Genomic DNA, 19,865 nt, shown 5'->3' on the forward strand with positions numbered 1-19,865 from the left:
ATTATAGGAAGGGAAGGGAAGGGAAGGGAAGGGAAGGCGTATTTTGTATGACAATCGCATGTGGGTGATAATACGCAAAATCACTGTAGCCTCTACAACCATTTTTATACCAAAGCTCGTGCAGCCTCATATTGTCAACTTCATCTTGCCGATGAAAACGCCGGCCAACCATTTCATCAATCAGCTTGACCATCAACCCTGTTTTTTTCAATAACTCGGCTGAACACCTTTTGTTTAAATATCGTGCTAAGTACGATAGGGTAGAGGAATTGATTGAAACATGACTTTCATGAATTGATTGGTTGGGTGAAAACCTTAACTACATAACCTATTGATTTAATTAAATAATATTTATAAAGGCGAAAATCAGTCAATCATTAAAAAATCCACTTTTATTGATTTTTACCTAAAAACTGGCATGCGGAAGCTTTTTTAGTACAATACAACAAATCATTATTATTGAGGTGCTTATGAAGCGTGATTACGGTGACGTGTTTGACATCGCCAACCGTGCGAATGGCATGCTGCACGGACTCAGCAGCCATATCGAGCAGCAGCGTCAGGAATTTAACCAGCAAGGCTACTACCATACCTTTACTCGTAATGCCGTCGCCAACTTACCGCTGTTGAGTAAACACGCGGTTGCCGCCGCCATCAGTGAGATGGAAGAGGCGGGTTATGAATTCGGCAGAAAGCAGACGGGCAGCACTTCTCAATATGCAATGAGCATTCAAAACGTCGTCGATATCTATAAGCATCGCAAGGTGCCCAAATATCGCGACAAACATAAAGATCCCTTCGTCGTTTTTGTTGTAAATCTCAAAGGTGGCGTGTCCAAAACCGTCACGACCGTTACCCTGGCACACGGTTTACGTGCTCACCCAGGCTTGCTGCATAATGATCTGCGAATTCTGGTGATTGATTTGGATCCGCAGGCCTCCAGCACCATGTTCCTCAGCCATACCAACAGTGTCGGTTCGGTGCTGGAAACGGCTGCACAGGCGATGCTGAACGATGTCAGCACTGAGCAGCTGCGTGAGCAGTTTGTGAAACCCACTGTGATGCCAGGCGTTGATGTGATGCCCGCTTCGATCGATGATGGTTTTGTCGCCAGCGACTGGGATGCACTGGTTGCTGAGAATCTACCTGGGATCGCACCCTCTGAAGTTCTGCGCCGCAACGTCATTGATCGTCTGGCTGAAGATTACGATTTCATCTTTATCGACACCGGTCCGCATCTTGATGCATTTATGCTCAATGCCATTGCCGCCAGTGACTTACTGCTTACGCCGACACCGCCAGCACAGGTTGATTTTCATTCAACGATGAAATACCTGACGCGACTGCCGGAAATGCTTGAGCGCATTGAGAACGAGGGGATAGAGCCAAGATTGAAAGCAAATATTGGCTTTATGTCGAAGATGACCACCAAACATGACCACATTACGTCTCATAGCTATGCACGTGAGGTGTTCACAAAATCGATGCTGGATGCGGTATTACCCCGTTTAGATGGTTTTGAGCGCTGTGGTGAGTCATTTGACACGGTGATCAGCGCAAATCCGACTTCGTATCCAGGCAGTGCCGATGCACTCAGAAAGGCGAAACAGGAAGCCGAGAATTTTTCACGCGCTGTATTTGACCGCATTGAATATATCAGGAGTACCAAGTGACCGAACCCAAATCACTCAAAAGAATTGGCCGCACCATGGGCCAATCCCAGATGTCGAGCTTTATCAACAGCGGCAATCAGTCACGCGTATTCACTCTGAAGTCGGGTAACACAGCGACATTCAGCCGCCAGCTCATTCCCAGCGGTGAAGTGGAAACCAAAACCTTTGTTGACGCGCAGGTGAATGGGCGAGACCAGTCAGCGCTCACTGAAGAATCAGTAAAAGACATTACGCGCACCATTGAGTTGCAGCAGTTCTTTCCGGCAATTGGCCGCCTGGTGGATGGCCGCATTGAAATTATGGATGGTTCTCGTCGTCGTGCCGCTTGTCTGTTTGCCGGTACGGGTCTCGAAGTTCTGGTGACCGAGGATGACATTGATATCAGTGATGCCCGTCAGCTGGCCGCCGATATTCAGACTGCAAAAGAACACAATCTACGTGAATTGGGTCAACGTTTCCTGATGATGGAAGCGCAGGGTATGAACAAGACCGAGATCGCGAAAGCTGAAGGGATATCGAACGCCAAAGTAACGCGTGCATTTCAGGCTGCGTGGGTTCCTGCTGAATTTATCGAGTTAATACCGGTTGTTTCCGACCTCAGCATTCCGGACTACAAATTGCTGCTGGATGTGGCAGAAGAAGCGAAAGCAGAGGGTGTGGCGGTTAAAGAGGTTGTGGCTCAGGTCAAAGCGCGAATGGATGACGATCAGGCGCTGCACAAACTGGCCTCCGATGATCAGAAAACCCGGATCCTGTCGTTTTTCACCACTGCTAAAAAGCAGCTGGTTAAGCCGGTGAAAAACAAAAGTGTCATCACTGAGAAGTTTGGCCATTTCTCAGATCGTACCGCTTACGCTAAGCGCAAAACTAACGCAGAAAAACGCCATGTGCATTATGAATTCCACCGTTTGCCTGCCAATACGCTGGAAGAGATCGATATTGCTATTAAGGCGATCCTTTCTAAGTCTTGATCCGGCTCCTTCATACAACGCAAATCCAAAATGGACGTGATTTTCACGTCCTTTTTTTTACTGTTCCCACTTTTCAGTAAGCCACGTTCGTTTGAATCTGTGCTTCTAAGCGCTTCAGCAGCGTTCTAATCCATTTAAGTTCAATTATCGTATCTGGCAAGCCTAATCCTCTCAACCCGCCAAAAAACCCTGTACAGGCTGAATTTACGAACATCTGATTGATGATTGTGTTTATACCAAAACCTGGGCTCATCCAGGCCAACAAGTTATACAAGTAGATCTTTTCTCGGGATCGACATTCAGAATTGAACGAAATCACCGTATTCCGGCTGAAACCTGCTTAACAGCCTCATTTAACGCTGATTTTTATCCCCTTTATCCACAGGGTAGATCCAATTATTCGATCATAATGAGATCCCATTGAGATCAAAGAAGATCCCGGATCGCTGCAGGCCTTGATATGACTGGTCTGAAAGGACCTTAATAACCGCTATAAGGAGTAAATTAACCGCTGTGGAGAGGAAAATAACCGATGAAATGAGTGAAACAACCGATGAAGAGAGTGACTGATAACCGCTGTAGTGAGCAGGCAAGGATGCAAGCTGTGTGTAACTGATCTCGCTGTGCATAACTTTGATTTCCAGTGACGCGATTGACTGAATTTCAGCGGCCGTTATCCCGTAAAGGTTATCCCCATTATTCACTGACCCGATCCAATAACAGATCCACATAAGATCATATAAGTTCCTAATAGATCCCCACTACGGTTAAAGCCTTGTGCCACATGCCCTGAGGAGATATCGGTAACCGCTATAATGAGTAAACTAACCGCTATAGAGAGTAAATTATCCTCTATAGAGAGTAGTCTAACCGATGAAGTGAGTGCTAGTATCCGCTATAGAGAGTAAACGCGCGATGTCCCTGTGTATAAACCGGATCCTCGAAAATGTCGGAAAATGAGCTAAAAAACAACAAGATAGTTGAAGCCTTTTCAGAAACAGATAAACGAACTGGCGAACTGGTTGTACTTACCCCCAACAGAGATAACACTGTTCAACCGGTTGCTTTAATGCGATTGGGACTGTTCGTTCCTACGTTAAAATCGACCAATAACCGTAAAAACGACACGACAGCCGTTACTGATGTCACGAACGAACTTAAGTTACTGTCGCTCGTTAAATCAGAAGGTTATGAAAGGATCAGGATCATTGGCCAGCGACTCGATATGGACAATGATTTTAAGACTTGGGTAGGGATCATTCACGCGTTTGCGAAGTATAACGTGACGAATGACAAGGTGGTTTTACCCTTCGTCGAGTTCGTCAAACTGTGCGGCATTCCTTCTTCAAGATCTTCAGCCAAGCTGAGGGAGCGACTGGAAGCTTCGCTGATCCGCATTGCATCCAATACCATCCAGTTCGGTACTGCTGACAAAGATGAACTCTATGTCACGCATCTGGTGCAATCCGCAAAATACAGTGTCAAAAAGGATACGGTCGAGCTTCAGGCCGATCCCAAGCTGTTCGAACTGTATCAGTTTGATCGCAAGGTATTGCTGCAGTTACGCGCCATAAACGCTCTGGCTCGTAAGGAGTCCGCTCAGGCGCTTTATACCTTCATCGAAAGCCTTCCTCCTAATCCGGCGCCCATCTCCATGGCGCGCCTGCGACAACGTCTGAATCTGACTTCTCGTCCCATCACGCAGAATGCGACCGTGCGCAGGGCGATGGAGCAGCTCAAAGACATTGGTTACCTTGATTACACTGAGCTAAAACGCGGTAGCTCCGTGGTATTCCACATTCACTATCGCCGGCCTAAACTCAAACCTGCAGAGCTGCCACTCAAGCTGCCGGATATTCTCGAAGATGAGCTGGAGCTGGATGATCCTATCGAGACCAATGATGTTGCTGCAGCCAGCGAACCGCAGGGTGAAATGGTGATGTTGTCAAAAGCGGAGCTGAAGATCCTCGAGGAAATCCGCAAAGGTAAAGTGAAGTAGCCTTCTAAATCAGCCCTCCGTTTGATAACCGCTGTAGAGAGCACTTACTCTCTATAGCGGTTATTTGCTGCTGCAGTCCACGTCGTTCACCTCCCACATTCACTGCTATCAAGACATTTGTGACCCAGTAACCACTATAGAGAGTAGGCTTGTACTCTCTATAGTGGTTATCTGGAAGTCGCTCACAATTTGCACCATTCTCAGCCAAAACCCGCAATGTGACTGCTTTCAGTGTGATAGAAGAGGGGGCTGCTTGTGGTGAGTCGTCATGGAATGATCCAGGATCGTCCCCAGATTTAACAACCACTATAGAGAGTAGGTATGTGCTCTCTATAGTGGTTATTCGACGGAAGTGACGTTATCACTTCTATCTTTTTGAGTTATTTGATGATTATTGAGGGATATTTGTTCAGATAACAGTGTGATTTATGTTCAATACCGCCTAAAACTCAACTCTTATTGTTTTATTATCATAGGGTTATTCTCTTTCACTGCCGGAAACTGCTTTTCCTTCTCTGTATATCCACTATAGGGAGGAGTTACTCACTACAGTGGATAGCGCTGCTGATGGCATTGATGAGTGGCTTAGCCTGAGATCCTGCTAACACGCACTCAATTGCGGGATTTTCGCATCCTGCAATAACCGCTATAGAGAGTGACTTTGCTCTCTATAGCGGTTATTTGGTTTCGTTTAATTATATTAAGTGTTTGATTTATAGGATTTATTTTTGATGTTTGATTTTTTGGCTAACCGCTATAGAGTAAACTTTTAAGCAATGCACATATCGGAAGAACTTGAAGATCCCATATCAATCGCAAGATCGTTGATTTGCAGGGCAGAGGATCAAACATCCACTATAGAGAGTAGAAGCAACCACTATAGAGAGTAACTACTCACTATAGTGGTTATGTTTAATCTACCCCCCTGGTGATTACTAACCTCGCAAGGCTTGCCAATACTGGTGTTGGTAATTACTAACATAAAGGTGATGAGCGCGAGTGCACAGGAACGGATAATTGTCATCATTGCAGCGCGTTAGGGTATGGAGGAGTGGTTTACTCTCTAAAGTGGTTGTTCCACAAGATCGACTCGCTCCACGCGATCCTGATCAGGTGTAGATCCCCTTCATTTCACGTTTGCGCTCGCTCATCATGACTGGCTGGCAATAGATAGACTCAGTGAGCGCTTTGGCCTGCGTCAATATGAGGGGGGAGTATCTCGTATTACTGCACTTATCGCCATCGTCCTTCTTTAGGGCCTGATACCGGCGCTTAATGTCTTCATGACAGGAAAGATAATTAACACACTCCATACGCTTCAAATCAATGATCATGCACTGATGTTCAGTGTTGCCATCTGGTGTCTGTCTTTGCTGGGTATTCAACTGATGACCCCGCTGGTGAATCTCATTCAGGGTGATGTGACGGAAATTTCGACCAGCCATTTCAGCGCAAATATTATGCGGAGAATGAATGAATCTTTTACTCTGAGCCTGTTTGATAACAAGGAGCGTTACGAGCAGCTGGAATTTTTGAAAAAAGAAGCAGCCTATCAACCGCTTAATTTCATCATTTGCATTATTTACGCCTTCAGAGCCGCCGTGATGGCTGGAAGCTTGCTACTGGTGCTAATAGCGTATTCAGGGATTGGGGCGGCCATTTGCGCATTGTCCGTATTACCGATGATTATCATTAATATCCATATCCAGAAAAAATATGTGCACGAGTTATTCAAAAACGCTAAGGACGCAATTGCAATGCGTTACGTCTATGGCGTCAGTATGGATAAAAGCTTTTTACAGGAAATTCGACTCTATGGGCTGGGTAGTTATCTGCTAAAAAAGTTCTCAGGGTCAGCATTTAATACCTATCAACGTATGCACCAGCAACGCGTCAGGGCGCTGATAACGCCCATTCCCGCCATGCTGCTTAGCCTGGTGATGCTATTTGCCGGGGTATATCTTTTCCTGAGCAATCTGCGCAGCAGTGATATCGCGGTGGGCGCGTTAGTGATGGTGTTTCAGTCCATTGTGATGATGAAATCGCATCTGGATGAAATTGCGAATTACGGTGCCAATCTGACATCAATGGGCAGCTTTTTTCATAGTTACCACTCCTTTATGACCGAGGAGATTGAGCCCGTTACCAACGGCCAAAAATTACTCCCCGATAACACGCCGTTCTCACTCAGTATTAAGCATCTTAGCTTTGGTTATGAAGGCCGGAGCAAGAAGGCCTTAGACGGCATTGATCTTGTGATTAGGGCAGGTGAGAAAGTGGCGATTCTGGGGGATAACGGAAGTGGTAAAACCACGCTGATTAAAATGCTGCTGCGGATGTATGCCTATGAACAGGGTGATATCAGCGTATCCGGTGTTCCACTACAAAGTCTGGAGATTGACGGTTACCGCCAGCAGGTGGCAACTGTGTTTCAGGACTACGGCAAGTATGAATTTACCGTCGGTGAGAATATCGCACTGAGTCAGTATGACACAGAAGCGCATTCCACTCAGGTTGACGATTTACTCAATAAAGTCGCGTTTCCTCATCCGCAGCAGACCCGACTGGGTAAACAGTTTGGCGGTGATGAACTTTCAATCGGGCAGTGGCAAAGGCTGGCGATCGCGCGTGCGTTATACCTTAAAGCCAATCTGTTCATCTTTGATGAGTTTTCATCCTCGCTCGATCCAGAAACTGAACATCGCCTGTTTAATGAAATCCTTTCACTCGACACGACGGTTATCGCCGTGACTCACCGTCAGGGAAATATCAAAGAGTTCGACAGAATCGTGGTCATGGCGGAGGGAAAAGTGATCGAAAACGGAAGTTTTGCTCTGTTGATGGGTAAACAGGGCAAGTTTTATAATATGTGGCACGCTCAGTTTAAATCGGTCATTGCTGAATCGGCGTAATGCAATCGTCGGGAACTGATTTGAGAGAGACGCCAGTTCATGCTGTTAATCCGCTGCGTCATTAAAATGCTTTATTCAGCAGGTTGAATAATAATGGCGCGCTGGATTAAATATTTAAAACCTGTCATCGATAGAAACTGGCCTGTCAGGCAGGTCAGTTTCAACATGGCGTCTATAAAAGAAATTTGATTATGGCATTCTAAAAATCATCACAGAAATCCATATCTTTATTCAGACGTTATTGTTTAACTCCCTTCGTTATTTTTACTAATATCAATTGGTAATCATTCCTGAGCGTTATCAACACCAGGCAGCAAGAAATATCCTATAGTTCAGCCTTTTTAGCGGGTAATGCCAGGCAAGCTTTCGCATTTCTCTTTATCTGCTTAACTGAATGCTGGATAAAGATGATGGGGATAAGGGTGGATAAAAAAGACACGCGCGAACAGGCAGGGCTCCTTTATCACTCCCTCATCAGAAGTATCACGCTTGCAGGCATTGTGCTTATTGCCGCGGTGTTAGGTATTAGCATATGGACGCTGCATCAGGACTGGAATGATACTGTCAGGCAGAGTGAAGAAACAGCGACGAACCTGGCGCTGTCGCAGGCGCGGCAGGCAGAAGATACTTTCTTGCAAACTGAGCTCGCGATGCGTGAAATGCAGCGTGACGTTGAATCGCAGCTGGTGACCGGTATCAATAGCCGCAATCTGAGTCAGACCATGCGGGAGCTTCAGGGGCGATTGCCGCAGCTGCACGGTCTTTTCTATTACGACGCCCAGGGCAAGTGGATAGCCACCTCTGCATCGCAGATACCGGCAGACATCAATAACTCCGATCGCGAGTACTTCAGGTTTCAACGCGACAATCCGCGCAACAGCATTCATCTTGGTCCGGTGATCCGTAGCCGAAGCACCGGTGATCTGGTGATCCCCGTCTCACTTCGCATCAGCGATGCGCTGCGCGGTTTTCAGGGCGTCTTGCTGGCTACGGTGAAAGTTGACTATTTCCGGCACTTTTACGCTTATTACGAGATGGGTCCTAAGGACGTGCTGGTGTTAATGCTGGCTGACAGTTCCGTGTTATACGCACGGCCGATGCCTGATAGTTTTATCGGCAAAGATCTCTCTTCCAGCCATCTGTTTCAGCAGATGCTGCAGGGCACAAACCGCGGAAGCGGGCAGTGGACCTCGGCTCTTGATGGAAAACCTCGTATTTTTGGTTTTGCACGATCGGATCGTTACCCGCTGGTGGTTGCAGCAGGGTATGACACGCATAGCCTGTTCATTAAATGGATGAAAGGACGCGTTCAGGATGTGTTGCTGAGTCTTGCACTGTTATCCGCCATCGTTGCCATGGGCGTATTCGTGCTACGTCAGGCCAGACATAGCCTGCATTATCAGCTTGAACTGACCAATCTTCGTGATGAGCTGAGTGCAGCCAACTATGCGCTGAACAGACTGGCGCATGCGGATGCGTTAACGGGGCTCGCGAACAGACGTGCATTTGATCGCTACCTTGAGGAGTGCATCCTGGCCGCAGACACGCACAACGAGCCGGTTTCGCTGGTGATGATCGATATCGATTATTTCAAACGCTATAACGACACTTACGGCCATGTGGCCGGGGACGAATGCCTGAAGCGTGTGGCGCTGGCGATAAACGCCATCTCTCTGCGCGGTACCGATTTGGTGGCACGATATGGCGGAGAAGAGTTCGCCATCGTACTTCCCGGTGCTGATATTGAACATGCGATGGCGGTGGCTGTGGCTGCTGTGCAAGCTGTACGTGAGCAGGACATCATCCATGACTCGTCTCTGTTAGCTTCCCAACGGGTGACGCTGAGCGCGGGATGTGCATCGCTGAACACTGAGAGAGAAAATCGCTCGGCTCAATTGTTGATCAGGCAGGCCGATATGGCGCTCTATTCCGCTAAGCAGGCGGGCAGAAATCAGGTGAAGAGCGATGAGTCATATCTGAACACTCACAGCTGAAAGAGCAAATGCAGCCAGGTTTATTGAGGCAACCTGGCTCAAGTTCATCGATGACATCTTACGCGCCAAATCCGCCATCAATCGTGTGCATAGCGCCTGTCACGAATGAAGCTTCCGGACCGGCAATCCAGGCAACCATACCGGCCACTTCTTCAGGTTTACCGTGACGCTGAATGGCCATAAAACTGTGCATCAGCTCCTTCATCGGGCCGTCTGCCGGATTCATATCGGTGTCGACGGGACCCGGCTGGACGACATTCACCGTAATACCACGTGGTCCAAAGTCTCGTGCCAGACCGCGCGCTAATCCCTGCAGGGCCGATTTGCTGACGGCATAGGCCGCGCCTCCTGACATTGGCATCCGGTCTCCGTTGACGGAACCGATGACGATAATGCGACCGCCTTCTGGCATCTGACGGGCGGCTTCCACCGCAGCGTGATAAGGTGCGTGAATGTTGATGCGGAATAAGTGATCTATGGCATCGCTTTCCAGCTCTAACGCATCACCAAAAATTGCCACGCCCGCATTCACCACCAGCACATCCAAAGGCCCGGAATCGCGTACCAGCTTGGTCACGGCATCGCGATCGGCGCTGTCTGCCTGAACCGCTTTACTGCCTGTGTCTTCCGCCAGTTTTTCTGCCACTTCCCGCGAGCCGGCGTAACTGAACACCACCGCAGCACCCTCGGAGGCAAAACGCCGCACGATGGCCGCACCAATGCCCCGACTACCGCCCAACACCAGTACCGATTTGTTAGTAAATACCGCCATTAGAGTGTCCTCAATTGTATTGTAGTGGTCATTACAATATTATTGAGTGAGTCAGGTTGTCAAAGGATTATGTAGTGATGACTACAAAAATTAGCCGTACGCCAGGCCGCCCACGCAAGTTCGATGCGGAACAGGCGGTATGCATTGCGCAGAATTTGTTTCACTCGAGTGGTTACGACAGGGTGAGTGTGGGGGATTTGACCAAAGCCTTTGGCATCAATCCGCCCAGCTTTTATGCCGCCTTCGGCAGCAAACTCGGGCTTTATCGGCTGGTGCTTGATCGATATGCCCAAAATGGCGCTATCAGTTTCAAAGCGCTTTTGCGTCACGATCGCCCGGTGGCGGAGTGTCTCTCTGCGGTACTGGATGAAGCTGCAAGTCGCTATGCCGCCGATCCAGAAGCCACCGGGTGTCTGGTACTTGAGGGTATTCATTGCGACGATCTCTCTGCGCGTGAGGTTGCCTGCGGTTTTCATACGGCGGCCGAGAAGATGTTTCATGCCTATATTGCCGAGCGCTATCCAGCACAGGCTGTGCGGATAACTGATTTTATGGTGACGATCATGTCGGGCCTGTCGGCTCGATCGCGGCAGGGCGCCAGCGCCGAGCGTTTGCGGGAGACATCGCGCATGGCTGGTCAGATGCTGGCGCAGTTACTTCCGGTTTGATTCGAGTTCCGATGAAGTTGCTGGCGGAATTGAGGATTGAATTTTCGCTTTTATGGCTTGGTGGTGTTTAATGCCTAAAAGTCTAAAAAGGGGTCAGTCATGTCTGAGCAAAATGAACACGCGGAAGGAAAAGCCATTTGCAATGAGATAGGCGGTGCGGTGCTGGAAGTTCTGGGCAGAAAAAGCGAGTTCGCCGTTCAGTCGCTGATTGATGTCTTGCAGGAAGCGCAAAACGATGGTCATAACTATGATGCCGAGCGTGAGCAGGGCATGGAAATGGCGATAAGAATTCTGCGGAAGTTTGCTTAGCCATTCGCGTGGTGGCCGGTTTCCATCTCATTGCCTGTGCTAAATTAACCACCCAATTTCTTTTATTGAGTTCAACATGCTGACCGGTCTGAATCACATCACTTTAGCTGTAAGTAATGTATCTGAGAGTTTCACCTTTTATGTTGAGACGCTGGGATTCACTCCCCGCGCACAATGGAAGAATGGCGCTTATCTCTCGATAGGTGAGCTTTGGCTGTGCCTCTCACTGGATGCCGTTTCCATCGGTAAAGATTACACGCACTATGCCTTCAGCATTGAAGATGAATTGTTTGAAGCTTTTGCCGAGAGGCTGAAAGCTTCAGGCGTAAAAGAATGGAAGGTCAACAAAAGTGAGGGCAAATCACTCTATTTCCTCGATCCGGACGGCCACAAGCTGGAACTCCATGCCGGTGATCTGGAAAGCAGATTACGCGCCTGTATGGCACAACCGTATGAGGACATGACGTTTTATTAGTCACTTGCCCATCCCTGACATTAAGGTTGATGAAGGCCTTTGGCCAACGTTCTGAGTCTCTCTATATCCGTCTCAATTGGTATAGCTGCACTGGCAAAGGCAATGGCTCGCTCCGCGTGACGCCTGGCGTCAGACCCATACCTGGCAGCATTAAATTGTGCCAATGCGATAAACGCTTTCTGCAGGCGAATTTGTACTTCAATCATGCCAGCACCGTCACGTGCAATAGGGGCAAACGCGTCATCGAACATATCCTGAAAGGACGGTTTTTGCAGAAAGAGACGAGGAAAGCGGGTATCGCCAATGTCAGGTTGCACGCGCAAGCAAAAGAGCCTGACCAGTCTGCCAATAATATCAATGGCAGTCCCGGGATCGTTGACTGCCGGTGAGAGTGCTCGTGACGCAATCTCAGACAAAACGCACAACCCGAAGCGCGGGTCCTGATCAAAAGAACGCTGCTGATCAACTGTGAACGCATCTTTTACCGTTTCAGCAGCAAGACTTTTTGATGTCTTAAGCCAGGCCAGGGGAGTCGAGCAATGTATGAAGGTGCCTGGTTGAACCGCAACATACAGATAGATCCCTTGAGCTTCAGCAAAATCAGACAACCTACTGAAATCAATATGTTGCAGATAACCCACTTCTTCAGCATAAACCGGTATCAATGAGTCCGGCAGTTCATCGGAGACATGCCAGGGAGAGCAGCCCATATAAGGGTCTTGTAACCGACTAACCAGCGCAGCCTGAGTGACCTCTTCGACACGTTGGGAAGTCTCTGCCATACGACCAAACTGCGCCAGATGCTGGATCCATCGCAACAACGTAATCACAATCATCACAATTACAACCAGCGTGACAAAGAACAGGATGACACGTCCTTGAGATCCGTAAGCCCCCATACTCAGTGCAACAATGCCCACCAGACTATAAAGAAAAGACCCGATGAACGTTGCCAGCACATTCTGCGTGGTCCGATCCTCTACAAGTAAACGCGTGGCGCGCGGCGTGACACTGCTGCTCGCCGTGTTATAGGCTGACACCATAATATTGAGTGAGAAGGTGGTGACCGCAAGCATGCTGGAAGCCAGAATACCCAGGATTTTATCCACGGCATCCGTGCCGATTAACCCGGTAATTCCTGAAGGGATAAAGGGTTTCATCACGATGGCGAGTAGGGCTGTCATCACCGCCAGAACAGCAAAAAGGGAACTTCTGAACCACAGTTTCCGGGTAAGCTGGCTCAGGATCCATTGTGTTTTTGTCATCGTGCTTTCCTTGTTATTGCAGGGTTCATCCACATAAACTCTTCATGGGTTTGTCAGTGTGCTCATCACTGACAGCAATGGCGTTAACGCCTGATAATGGCAAGAATATATTGCCTCTGGATAAACCCTGAATGGCGCATAAATTCTGCGCCAGGTTTAACCCAAATTTCTCATCAGCTACAATAGATCCTGAGGACTCAGCGTAAGCCTGATTCTCATGAGGTAAAACAATGGAAAATTCAGACAAAATTTTAGGCGAGGCTGCTTATCAGATTCTTGCCCGCCGTGAAAAAATCAGTGTTATTCAATTAAATCAGGAACTGCATCGCATGGCCGACGAGGCGAATGCGCCAGAGCGTAAACAAGCCGTTTTGGCTGCGATTGACTGGTTAAACGATTATCGGCAACCCTCGTCAGAAGATAAGCGCAGCAGCTCACCGTTACGGCGTCTGAGTGAAAGCTCTGACAGCATCACATTATTGCCAGTTGAAAATATTAAAAAGTAGCGAGAGTACTTAACTCAAATATTAATATCCGCTCAAAATACTTGTCGTTACAGATGATTAAGATTTTTCTGTTTGGCGAATTCCCTCTTAGCCCATAGCACTTTTTGCAAAAAAATGGGCACCTGACTTTTACTATATTCTGTACAGATTTTGCAATAACTGTACAACTTTATCAGGCCATTTGCCTGACCCAACATGAGAGGGTTAACACATGCGTCAGAATGGATACACTCCGAACTCTTCCGAAGCTATTGCACAATATTTTAATAAAGCCTCTTTGCCTTCTCAGCAAGAAACATTGGGTCAGATCGTGGTAGAAATCCTGCGAGAGGGCAAGAATCTGAACCGTAAATCACTCTGCACCAAGTTACTTCGTCGTCTGGAAATTTCCTCCAACGCTGAAGAGGAACACCACTATCATCAGCTGATTGGACTGCTTTTCGATCGGGATGAGTGATTCAGTATTCAGGCCTAAGTTGTACAACATTACCGTTCTGAATTTGCATGGTAAGAGAATGATTCCTGGCTCCGTGACAGAAATTGCAATTTGCACTCTGTTTACAGCAAAATTGCCATGCAGATGCCGTTATCAGAGAAGTATATGAACAGAAGTGAACACCAGCAGTTAGTCGATGAAATTCTCGGTGAAGCCACACTGGTTCTGCTCCAGCGAGCGGGGCCTGTTTCTTTCCGTGCACTCATCGAACAACTTCAGGTTATGGAAGACCAGTCAGATGATGCTGACAGGCGGCAATTGATCGCCCAGACAATTGTTGAAGTAAGGAAGAGCATCGCCGAAGGAGAACGAGTTAAACAGCAGAGGGCGGAGGGAATAAACTCTGTCCAGCACTTGTACACGGACTCACATCATTCAGGTAATAACAGAAAGCATTGAATATCGGCTCCATTACTATCAGTGATTAACCCCTGACACCATTTAGCTCGGAAACAAATCATGCATACATCAGAAGACATCTTTTCTGCGCTTGCCGATCAGGAACTGGCTGAACGTTTCCGCAATGCGGGTCCGGATTTGAAAGATGAGGCGAAGATTTTAGGCGTCATCATCCGTAATGTGCTGGCATCGGAAGGGCAGATAACGAATAAAGCCATTATCATCAGTTTAATCCGGGCACTTGAATCAACTCACGATGATTCTCAAGCCCAGCTCTTACGCCAGACTCTTGAAATCGTTGTGGGCGTAACACCGGATGATTAATGCCTGATTCTTTGCTAGCTCGCGCATATCAGTGCATCATTTTCGAAAGTAAGCGGATAAGCGTTTCGTATTTTTCTCTTAAAACTGAATCCGCTTCATTGTCTTTGAGTTTTTGCAGGGCTAAAGAAATTTCATGCACCTCAAAAGCTAAGCCTTCCCGGATAAACGCTGACACCGTGGAGCCTAACAACGCTAATATATCTTGTGTAATCTGGCCATCATGCTTCACCGCGACTCCACACTCTGTATAAAAATACAGTGTGTCATATCTGAACCTCTACCGATACCCTTAAATAATTGGATCTCCGGCATACCTAATTTTTAAATATAAATTTGTCCTCACACGCTATTGTAAATAAAGAGTTTAATCATAATTAACGCTGCGCTTATAAAATTTATCCTTTACGGCTCAAATTCGTGAATTTCTGGAAATTAATAGTCACTCTCTAGTCGGTGATTGGCCCCAGCCGGGAACGGCATTGGCGTTTGCAGGACATCAAGTGTTTATGGTGCAGCGGTAAGGTTAAATGATTGGGTGCTCGTGCTTTTGGGCATCGCATCCAAACCCTAAATTGTGCATCTGACAGGCCTGTAAAAGCGCTCTGATTTTGATCAAGGCCGAACGGGCATAACCGCCAGACACCCAAGCAAAACCAAATGCGCGGCGTAAGCATGATAGAAAAATCGGCGCGGCCAGATACGTAGCGAGGAAACGCCTGGCATCGCCGCAACCAAACCAATTACCAGCAGTGGCAGCACCAAAGTCGGCAGGAAATCGTAAACGATCGCATCCTCCCACCACCCGTTGAGAACAGGCGGCATGTTAAGCCATGCCATCGCGGCAAAAAGAAGGAGCAGGAACATGCCATTCTCTGCTGCTCCTGAATGATATCTGGCGATAATGCAGAGCAGGCAAAACACTAGCCCCGATACGCCGTAACTCGCCGGGGAAAGAGGCCAGGCAATCAGCAGTAATAATGCGACTCCCGCCATTGCGCCGTTAACACCCCAGCGTGCTGCCCAGCTGATTAGCTGAGTACATCCGGCATAAGCGAAGAGAATATTTAGCGCCAGCCAGGATTGGCCCTTCATCATAAAGGCCAGCCAGAATAATGGTTGAGTCACGATAGCCCAAAGCCATAATCTTCTTGCCCGCTGGCGTAAACGTATTGCATCAGCAGGTAAGTTAGCCGCCCAGAACAACGTGAACAGCGGAAATGCGATATGTCCGAATGCATATAAAAATGCACTTCGTCCACTTAATAATATGGTGTTGATGTGATCACCCAGCATCGCAACCAGTGCGATGGTTTTAATAATATCAGCCTGCAACGGACTCAGGCTTTTTACCAGGTTTAAAGGCGAGCTAAACCTGAGTAAGGCAGAAAAAAGAGTCATGGATGATCACCGACAATTGTGCGTTGTTATAGTCAGCCAGAGACAGCGATTTGAACATTACAATGACAATAGTTGATAGTAAACCCCGTCATTATCTTAATATTGGGATTCAACGAAAGGGGGAGAGGGAGAAGATATCAATCAGTGTTTAATTTTTGGTGGGCAGAGCACCCACCAAAAATGTTCGATAACTCAAATTAAACGGGGAAAGCCCGATTAGATAAGAAAATCATCGAGAGATTTGCCGGCATCAACAGCGGCTTTAATCACAGCTGGTGTACGACCCTGACCGGTCCAGTGCTTCTCAACGCCATCTTCCGTGTATTTATATTTAGCCGGACGTGGAGCACGTTTAGCACGAGTCTTACCCGTTGGCGTTAATGCGCCCAGCAGTTCGTTCGGGTCAATCCCGTCCTGCAGCAGCAGTTCACGATATTTAGCCAGTTTCTCTTCTTTTTCGCGCACGGCGGCTTCGCTGGCGTTGTTTTCTTCACGGCGCTCTGACACGACAACAGTGAATTTTTCCAGCATTTCTTCCAGATCTGCAAGCTGCACTTTACGTGCCTGCGCGCGAAGCGTACGGATATTGTTTAACGCTTTCAGTGAATCACTCATGAACTTCTCCTGAATATTTTGTCGCTGAACGAAATAAATTAAGTGGTGCAGTAGATAACAAATTAGGGATGAGTATATAGATGTTACCCTCGTTGCAGAAGTACAACACATCAGATATCAATAATAAAGCCTGCAAAGTGTCAATTTTTAGATATTTCTCAAAATTTCGGGGTAGACCAGGCGATGAGAAGTCGATAATTGCGCTTTGAACTCTATTTTAACCATCAGTGATTTTAGCGTTTGGTAATATTTTTAAGTATGTCGACGCAGAAAAACTTATGTTACCCGGTCATAATGATTGTCACGACCCACGGAGCGGAGGAAGCTAACGTTAATGGCTACTTAATTAATGACCGGCTTAAAGCGTTCCCTCGTTCAGATAACGTCACGATGCGTCACTGCGAATCGTCATAACGGTATGCAAGATAGCCATGACGGATCGTGGTTCAATTCTGCGGGATAAGGGATGACGCGTGAAATTAGGGGAGTTAATATCATGCGGATAAGATCTTTATGCTTTATACGTTTAAAAGTGCACTCACATGTTCAGTAAACGATCGAATTGATAACTTTTCACTTCAAGGCGCTGCGAAGAAGCAAAGTCAATGGCTTGCAGGCAAAAGTTTTTAAGAAGATGAATTTAGTTTTTTCAAACCACGCTTCGTTGCCCTTTGTCGGGACGGAGCATTCAGTGCCTCAACCTGCGCGATGCTCAATGCGGGTGGTGCAAACAAATTCATCATTTCTCTTTCAAGACGGAGCGCAAACACGACCTTTATAAAGTTTTCTAACGTCACCTTACCGTCATTTTCTAGTTTTTTTAGCGCTGACACTGAAATCCCTGCGTTATCAGCCAACTCTTTCTGGAGAAGATTGCGCCTAAGACGTTGCTCCTTCAGACGTTGCCCCAGTCCTGCAATCAATTGAGATTCAGTAAAGAGGTTAAGAGTCATTTTAAAAGCCCTGAATGTCATTAAAGATGAATAAGAGTTCATTATAGAGCTTTTATGAATACGGTCATAGTGTGTCGAGTGAGTGTTGCTTGAAGCTAATGAGTTCACTTTAACCGGATAAGAGAGGGGGTTGAAGAACCATTAAAATGAACACTTACAGTTCAACCCAATTGCATAAGTCGCGACATAGTGAATTAAACATCCACCACATTAAGTCTTAAACGACCATCATGGTGCTTAGGGAAAATAGGCTAAGCCTTAAATCCAGCCCGGCCAACATGTCGTTTTCACACTGTGTTAAGCAATAGAATGACAGGATGACATTCACAAAATAGCTCCCCCATAATGACAGTACAAACGACACTACGCATGAGATCAGAATGAGCAGCACCAAACATTTTCGAATTGATGATGAAACCAAAAGATTGGCTATGCAGGCTGCTGAACGGGTCAATCTCAGCCTGACTGAGCTTATGCGTCAAAGAGCTGTTGAGTTAGCTGATGAAGAACGTCGTCATCAAAATCATGAGCACGATATCTTGCTTGAACAGCAAATCACCCAAGCTTTTGAGCGACATGATTCCGACCATGGGGAGTATATCAGCCATGAGGAGGTCACTTCTCACATGGATAAATTGAGAGAGCGTGCACAGCATGGGAAATTGTGAGCGTTGAAATTGTCTGGGATAGTTCGGCGGCTGTTAACGCTCACAAGGACTCATCGTTAGGCGGCTCAATCCTTGTATGGTCTATTCGTCCCCATTCATCAGCCATTAATCCTCCGTTTCCACCTAAGTAAAAAATTTGTGATCAACCACGATGATTTCCTTTTTGTAATCGATTACTTTTATTTTCTCGCATTTTGTAATCGATTACTTTTGGGGGTTGGATATGGTTGCTGCAACACAAGGCACCGCGCAAGACCAGGCAATACAGCGCATGCTGGTCCCACGGCTGTCACTGATGATGTTTCTTCAGTTCTTTATCTGGGGCAGTTGGTCGGTCACGCTGGGATTGGTGATGACGCAGCACAACATGTACTTGCTGATTGGCGATGCTTTCTCGGCGGGCCCGATTGCTTCCATTCTTTCGCCGTTTGTTCTCGGCATGCTGGTGGACCGATTTTTCCCTTCACAAAAAGTCCTGGCGGTGATGCATCTGGCCGGTGCAGTGATTTTGTGGTTTGTGCCTCAGGCGATGATTGCCGAGAACGGCGCGCTGCTGATCGGCTTACTGTTCGGTTACACGCTGTGCTACATGCCCACGCTGGCACTGACCAATAATATTGCCTTCCACAGTCTCGCCAGCAGCGAGAAGAGTTTCCCGGTAGTGCGCGTGTTCGGCACCATTGGCTGGATTGTCGCTGGCCTGTTCATCGGGTTCACGGGAATCGCCTCCAGTGTCAGCGTCTTCACGGTGGCGGCGATTTGTTCCGTGGTGCTGGCGCTCTATAGCCTCACGCTGCCGCATACGCCCGCACCCGCTAAAGGTATGCCATTCAGACCGCGCGATCTGTTCTGTGCTGATGCGTTTGCCCTGCTGAAAATCAGTCACTTCTTCATTTTTTCGCTCTGCGCCACGCTGATTTCCATTCCGCTGGGCACTTACTACGCCTACACCGCTTCCTGGCTGGCCGACGCCGGTGTTGAAAACGTCAGCTCACTGATGTCCTTCGGCCAGATGTCTGAAATCTTCTTCATGCTGGTGATTCCGCTGCTGTTTCGCCGACTGGGCGTGAAATACATGCTGCTGGTCGGCATGTGCGCCTGGTTTGTGCGTTATGCGCTGTTTGCCATGGGCATGGGCGAGGAGGGACGCGCGCTGATTTGGCTGGGGATTCTGCTGCACGGCGTCTGTTACGACTTCTTCTTTGTCGTCGGCTTCATCTACACCGACCGCATTGCGGGAGACAAAGTCAAAGGACAAGCGCAGAGCATGATTGTGATGTTCACCTACGGTATCGGCATGCTGCTGGGATCACAGATTTCAGGTGCGCTGTATAACCATCTGGTCGCGGGTCAGGTATCGGCCGCCAGTTGGGGCATATTCTGGTGGATCCCGGCGATCGCGGCTGCCGTGATTGCCCTGTTGTTTATGTTCACATTTAAGTATCGCGATTGAGTTTTTGTTGTTACT

Annotated in this window: 20 protein-coding genes; 14 read left to right on the forward strand and 6 right to left on the reverse strand. The window is 47.7% G+C overall.

Annotation, left to right across the window (positions count from 1 at the left end; genetic code table 11):
* Positions 1–470: 470 nt before the first annotated feature.
* From JK231_RS23520 to JK231_RS23540, 5 genes are all read left to right on the forward strand, one after another.
* Complete coding sequence (locus tag JK231_RS23520; RefSeq protein WP_097119789.1) at positions 471–1,673, forward strand: AAA family ATPase; 1,203 nt, start codon at positions 471–473, stop codon at positions 1,671–1,673.
* A 35-nt stretch (positions 1,674–1,708) separates the two neighbouring features.
* Positions 1,709–2,644: a ParB/RepB/Spo0J family partition protein gene (locus JK231_RS23525; protein ID WP_211729761.1), complete on the forward strand. Its 936-nt coding sequence runs from the start codon at positions 1,709–1,711 to the stop codon at positions 2,642–2,644.
* 946 nt (positions 2,645–3,590) lie between these two features.
* Entirely contained in the window at positions 3,591–4,643 is a 1,053-nt protein-coding gene (locus JK231_RS23530) for a RepB family plasmid replication initiator protein (RefSeq protein WP_045816857.1), read from the forward strand.
* Between the two features lie 1,283 nt (positions 4,644–5,926).
* On the forward strand, positions 5,927–7,555 hold the full coding sequence (locus tag JK231_RS23535) for an ABC transporter ATP-binding protein (RefSeq protein ID WP_211729735.1): 1,629 nt from the start codon (positions 5,927–5,929) through the stop codon (positions 7,553–7,555).
* 632 nt (positions 7,556–8,187) lie between these two features.
* Positions 8,188–9,549: a sensor domain-containing diguanylate cyclase gene (locus JK231_RS23540; RefSeq protein WP_349291537.1), complete on the forward strand. Its 1,362-nt coding sequence runs from the start codon at positions 8,188–8,190 to the stop codon at positions 9,547–9,549.
* Between the two features lie 58 nt (positions 9,550–9,607).
* Here the strand turns inward: JK231_RS23540 and bdcA are convergent, their stop codons facing one another.
* Complete coding sequence (gene bdcA, locus JK231_RS23545) at positions 9,608–10,321, reverse strand: SDR family oxidoreductase (RefSeq protein ID WP_097119792.1); 714 nt, start codon at positions 10,319–10,321, stop codon at positions 9,608–9,610.
* A 77-nt stretch (positions 10,322–10,398) separates the two neighbouring features.
* Here bdcA and JK231_RS23550 point away from each other — a divergent pair, with 77 nt between their 5' ends.
* From JK231_RS23550 to fos, 3 genes are all read left to right on the forward strand, one after another.
* On the forward strand, positions 10,399–10,989 hold the full coding sequence (locus tag JK231_RS23550; RefSeq protein WP_211729736.1) for a TetR/AcrR family transcriptional regulator: 591 nt from the start codon (positions 10,399–10,401) through the stop codon (positions 10,987–10,989).
* Positions 10,990–11,088: 99 nt separating this feature from the next.
* The gene (locus JK231_RS23555; RefSeq protein ID WP_211729737.1) at positions 11,089–11,298 is read left to right on the forward strand and encodes a hypothetical protein; all 210 of its coding nucleotides are present in this window, start codon (positions 11,089–11,091) and stop codon (positions 11,296–11,298) included.
* 76 nt (positions 11,299–11,374) lie between these two features.
* Positions 11,375–11,773 (forward strand): fosfomycin resistance glutathione transferase, encoded by a 399-nt coding sequence (gene fos / locus JK231_RS23560; RefSeq protein WP_097119795.1) that lies wholly within the window; start codon positions 11,375–11,377, stop codon positions 11,771–11,773.
* Positions 11,774–11,793: 20 nt separating this feature from the next.
* Here the strand turns inward: fos and JK231_RS23565 are convergent, their stop codons facing one another.
* Positions 11,794–13,038, reverse strand: coding sequence for a DUF2254 domain-containing protein (locus JK231_RS23565; RefSeq protein WP_211729738.1), 1,245 nt, complete (start codon positions 13,036–13,038; stop codon positions 11,794–11,796).
* 230 nt (positions 13,039–13,268) lie between these two features.
* Here JK231_RS23565 and JK231_RS23570 point away from each other — a divergent pair, with 230 nt between their 5' ends.
* The 4 genes from JK231_RS23570 to JK231_RS23585 all read left to right on the forward strand — a co-directional run bounded on the left by JK231_RS23570 (position 13,269) and on the right by JK231_RS23585 (position 14,763).
* Positions 13,269–13,544, forward strand: a complete 276-nt coding sequence (locus tag JK231_RS23570) for a hypothetical protein (protein ID WP_097119797.1) — start codon at positions 13,269–13,271, stop codon at positions 13,542–13,544.
* 211 nt (positions 13,545–13,755) lie between these two features.
* Positions 13,756–14,001: a regulatory protein YcgZ gene (gene ycgZ / locus JK231_RS23575; RefSeq protein ID WP_058962457.1), complete on the forward strand. Its 246-nt coding sequence runs from the start codon at positions 13,756–13,758 to the stop codon at positions 13,999–14,001.
* A gap of 117 nt (positions 14,002–14,118) precedes the next feature.
* The gene (locus JK231_RS23580) at positions 14,119–14,439 is read left to right on the forward strand and encodes a hypothetical protein (RefSeq protein WP_236699807.1); all 321 of its coding nucleotides are present in this window, start codon (positions 14,119–14,121) and stop codon (positions 14,437–14,439) included.
* A gap of 60 nt (positions 14,440–14,499) precedes the next feature.
* Complete coding sequence (locus JK231_RS23585) at positions 14,500–14,763, forward strand: biofilm development regulator YmgB/AriR family protein (RefSeq protein WP_058962458.1); 264 nt, start codon at positions 14,500–14,502, stop codon at positions 14,761–14,763.
* Positions 14,764–14,791: 28 nt separating this feature from the next.
* Here JK231_RS23585 and JK231_RS23590 read toward each other — a convergent pair whose 3' ends face one another.
* The 4 genes from JK231_RS23590 to JK231_RS23605 form a co-directional block, all read right to left on the reverse strand.
* Positions 14,792–14,992, reverse strand: coding sequence for a hypothetical protein (locus JK231_RS23590; protein ID WP_058962459.1), 201 nt, complete (start codon positions 14,990–14,992; stop codon positions 14,792–14,794).
* A gap of 383 nt (positions 14,993–15,375) precedes the next feature.
* Positions 15,376–16,161: a TraX family protein gene (locus JK231_RS23595; RefSeq protein ID WP_211729739.1), complete on the reverse strand. Its 786-nt coding sequence runs from the start codon at positions 16,159–16,161 to the stop codon at positions 15,376–15,378.
* Positions 16,162–16,377: 216 nt separating this feature from the next.
* Entirely contained in the window at positions 16,378–16,776 is a 399-nt protein-coding gene (locus JK231_RS23600) for an H-NS family nucleoid-associated regulatory protein (protein WP_211729740.1), read from the reverse strand.
* A gap of 626 nt (positions 16,777–17,402) precedes the next feature.
* A complete protein-coding gene (locus tag JK231_RS23605; protein ID WP_211729741.1) occupies positions 17,403–17,729 on the reverse strand; it encodes a helix-turn-helix transcriptional regulator in 327 nt (108 codons plus the stop codon).
* A 380-nt stretch (positions 17,730–18,109) separates the two neighbouring features.
* Between JK231_RS23605 and JK231_RS23610 the strand changes: the two genes are divergently transcribed.
* Together JK231_RS23610 and JK231_RS23615 are read left to right on the forward strand one after the other, a co-directional pair.
* A complete protein-coding gene (locus JK231_RS23610) occupies positions 18,110–18,397 on the forward strand; it encodes a damage-inducible protein J (protein WP_097119765.1) in 288 nt (95 codons plus the stop codon).
* A 223-nt stretch (positions 18,398–18,620) separates the two neighbouring features.
* Positions 18,621–19,850, forward strand: a complete 1,230-nt coding sequence (locus JK231_RS23615) for an MFS transporter (protein WP_211729742.1) — start codon at positions 18,621–18,623, stop codon at positions 19,848–19,850.
* The last annotated feature ends 15 nt before the right edge of the window (positions 19,851–19,865 follow it).

It is taken from the genome of Pantoea sp. JGM49 (assembly GCF_018257655.1).
Lineage (GTDB): Bacteria > Pseudomonadota > Gammaproteobacteria > Enterobacterales > Enterobacteriaceae > Pantoea > Pantoea communis.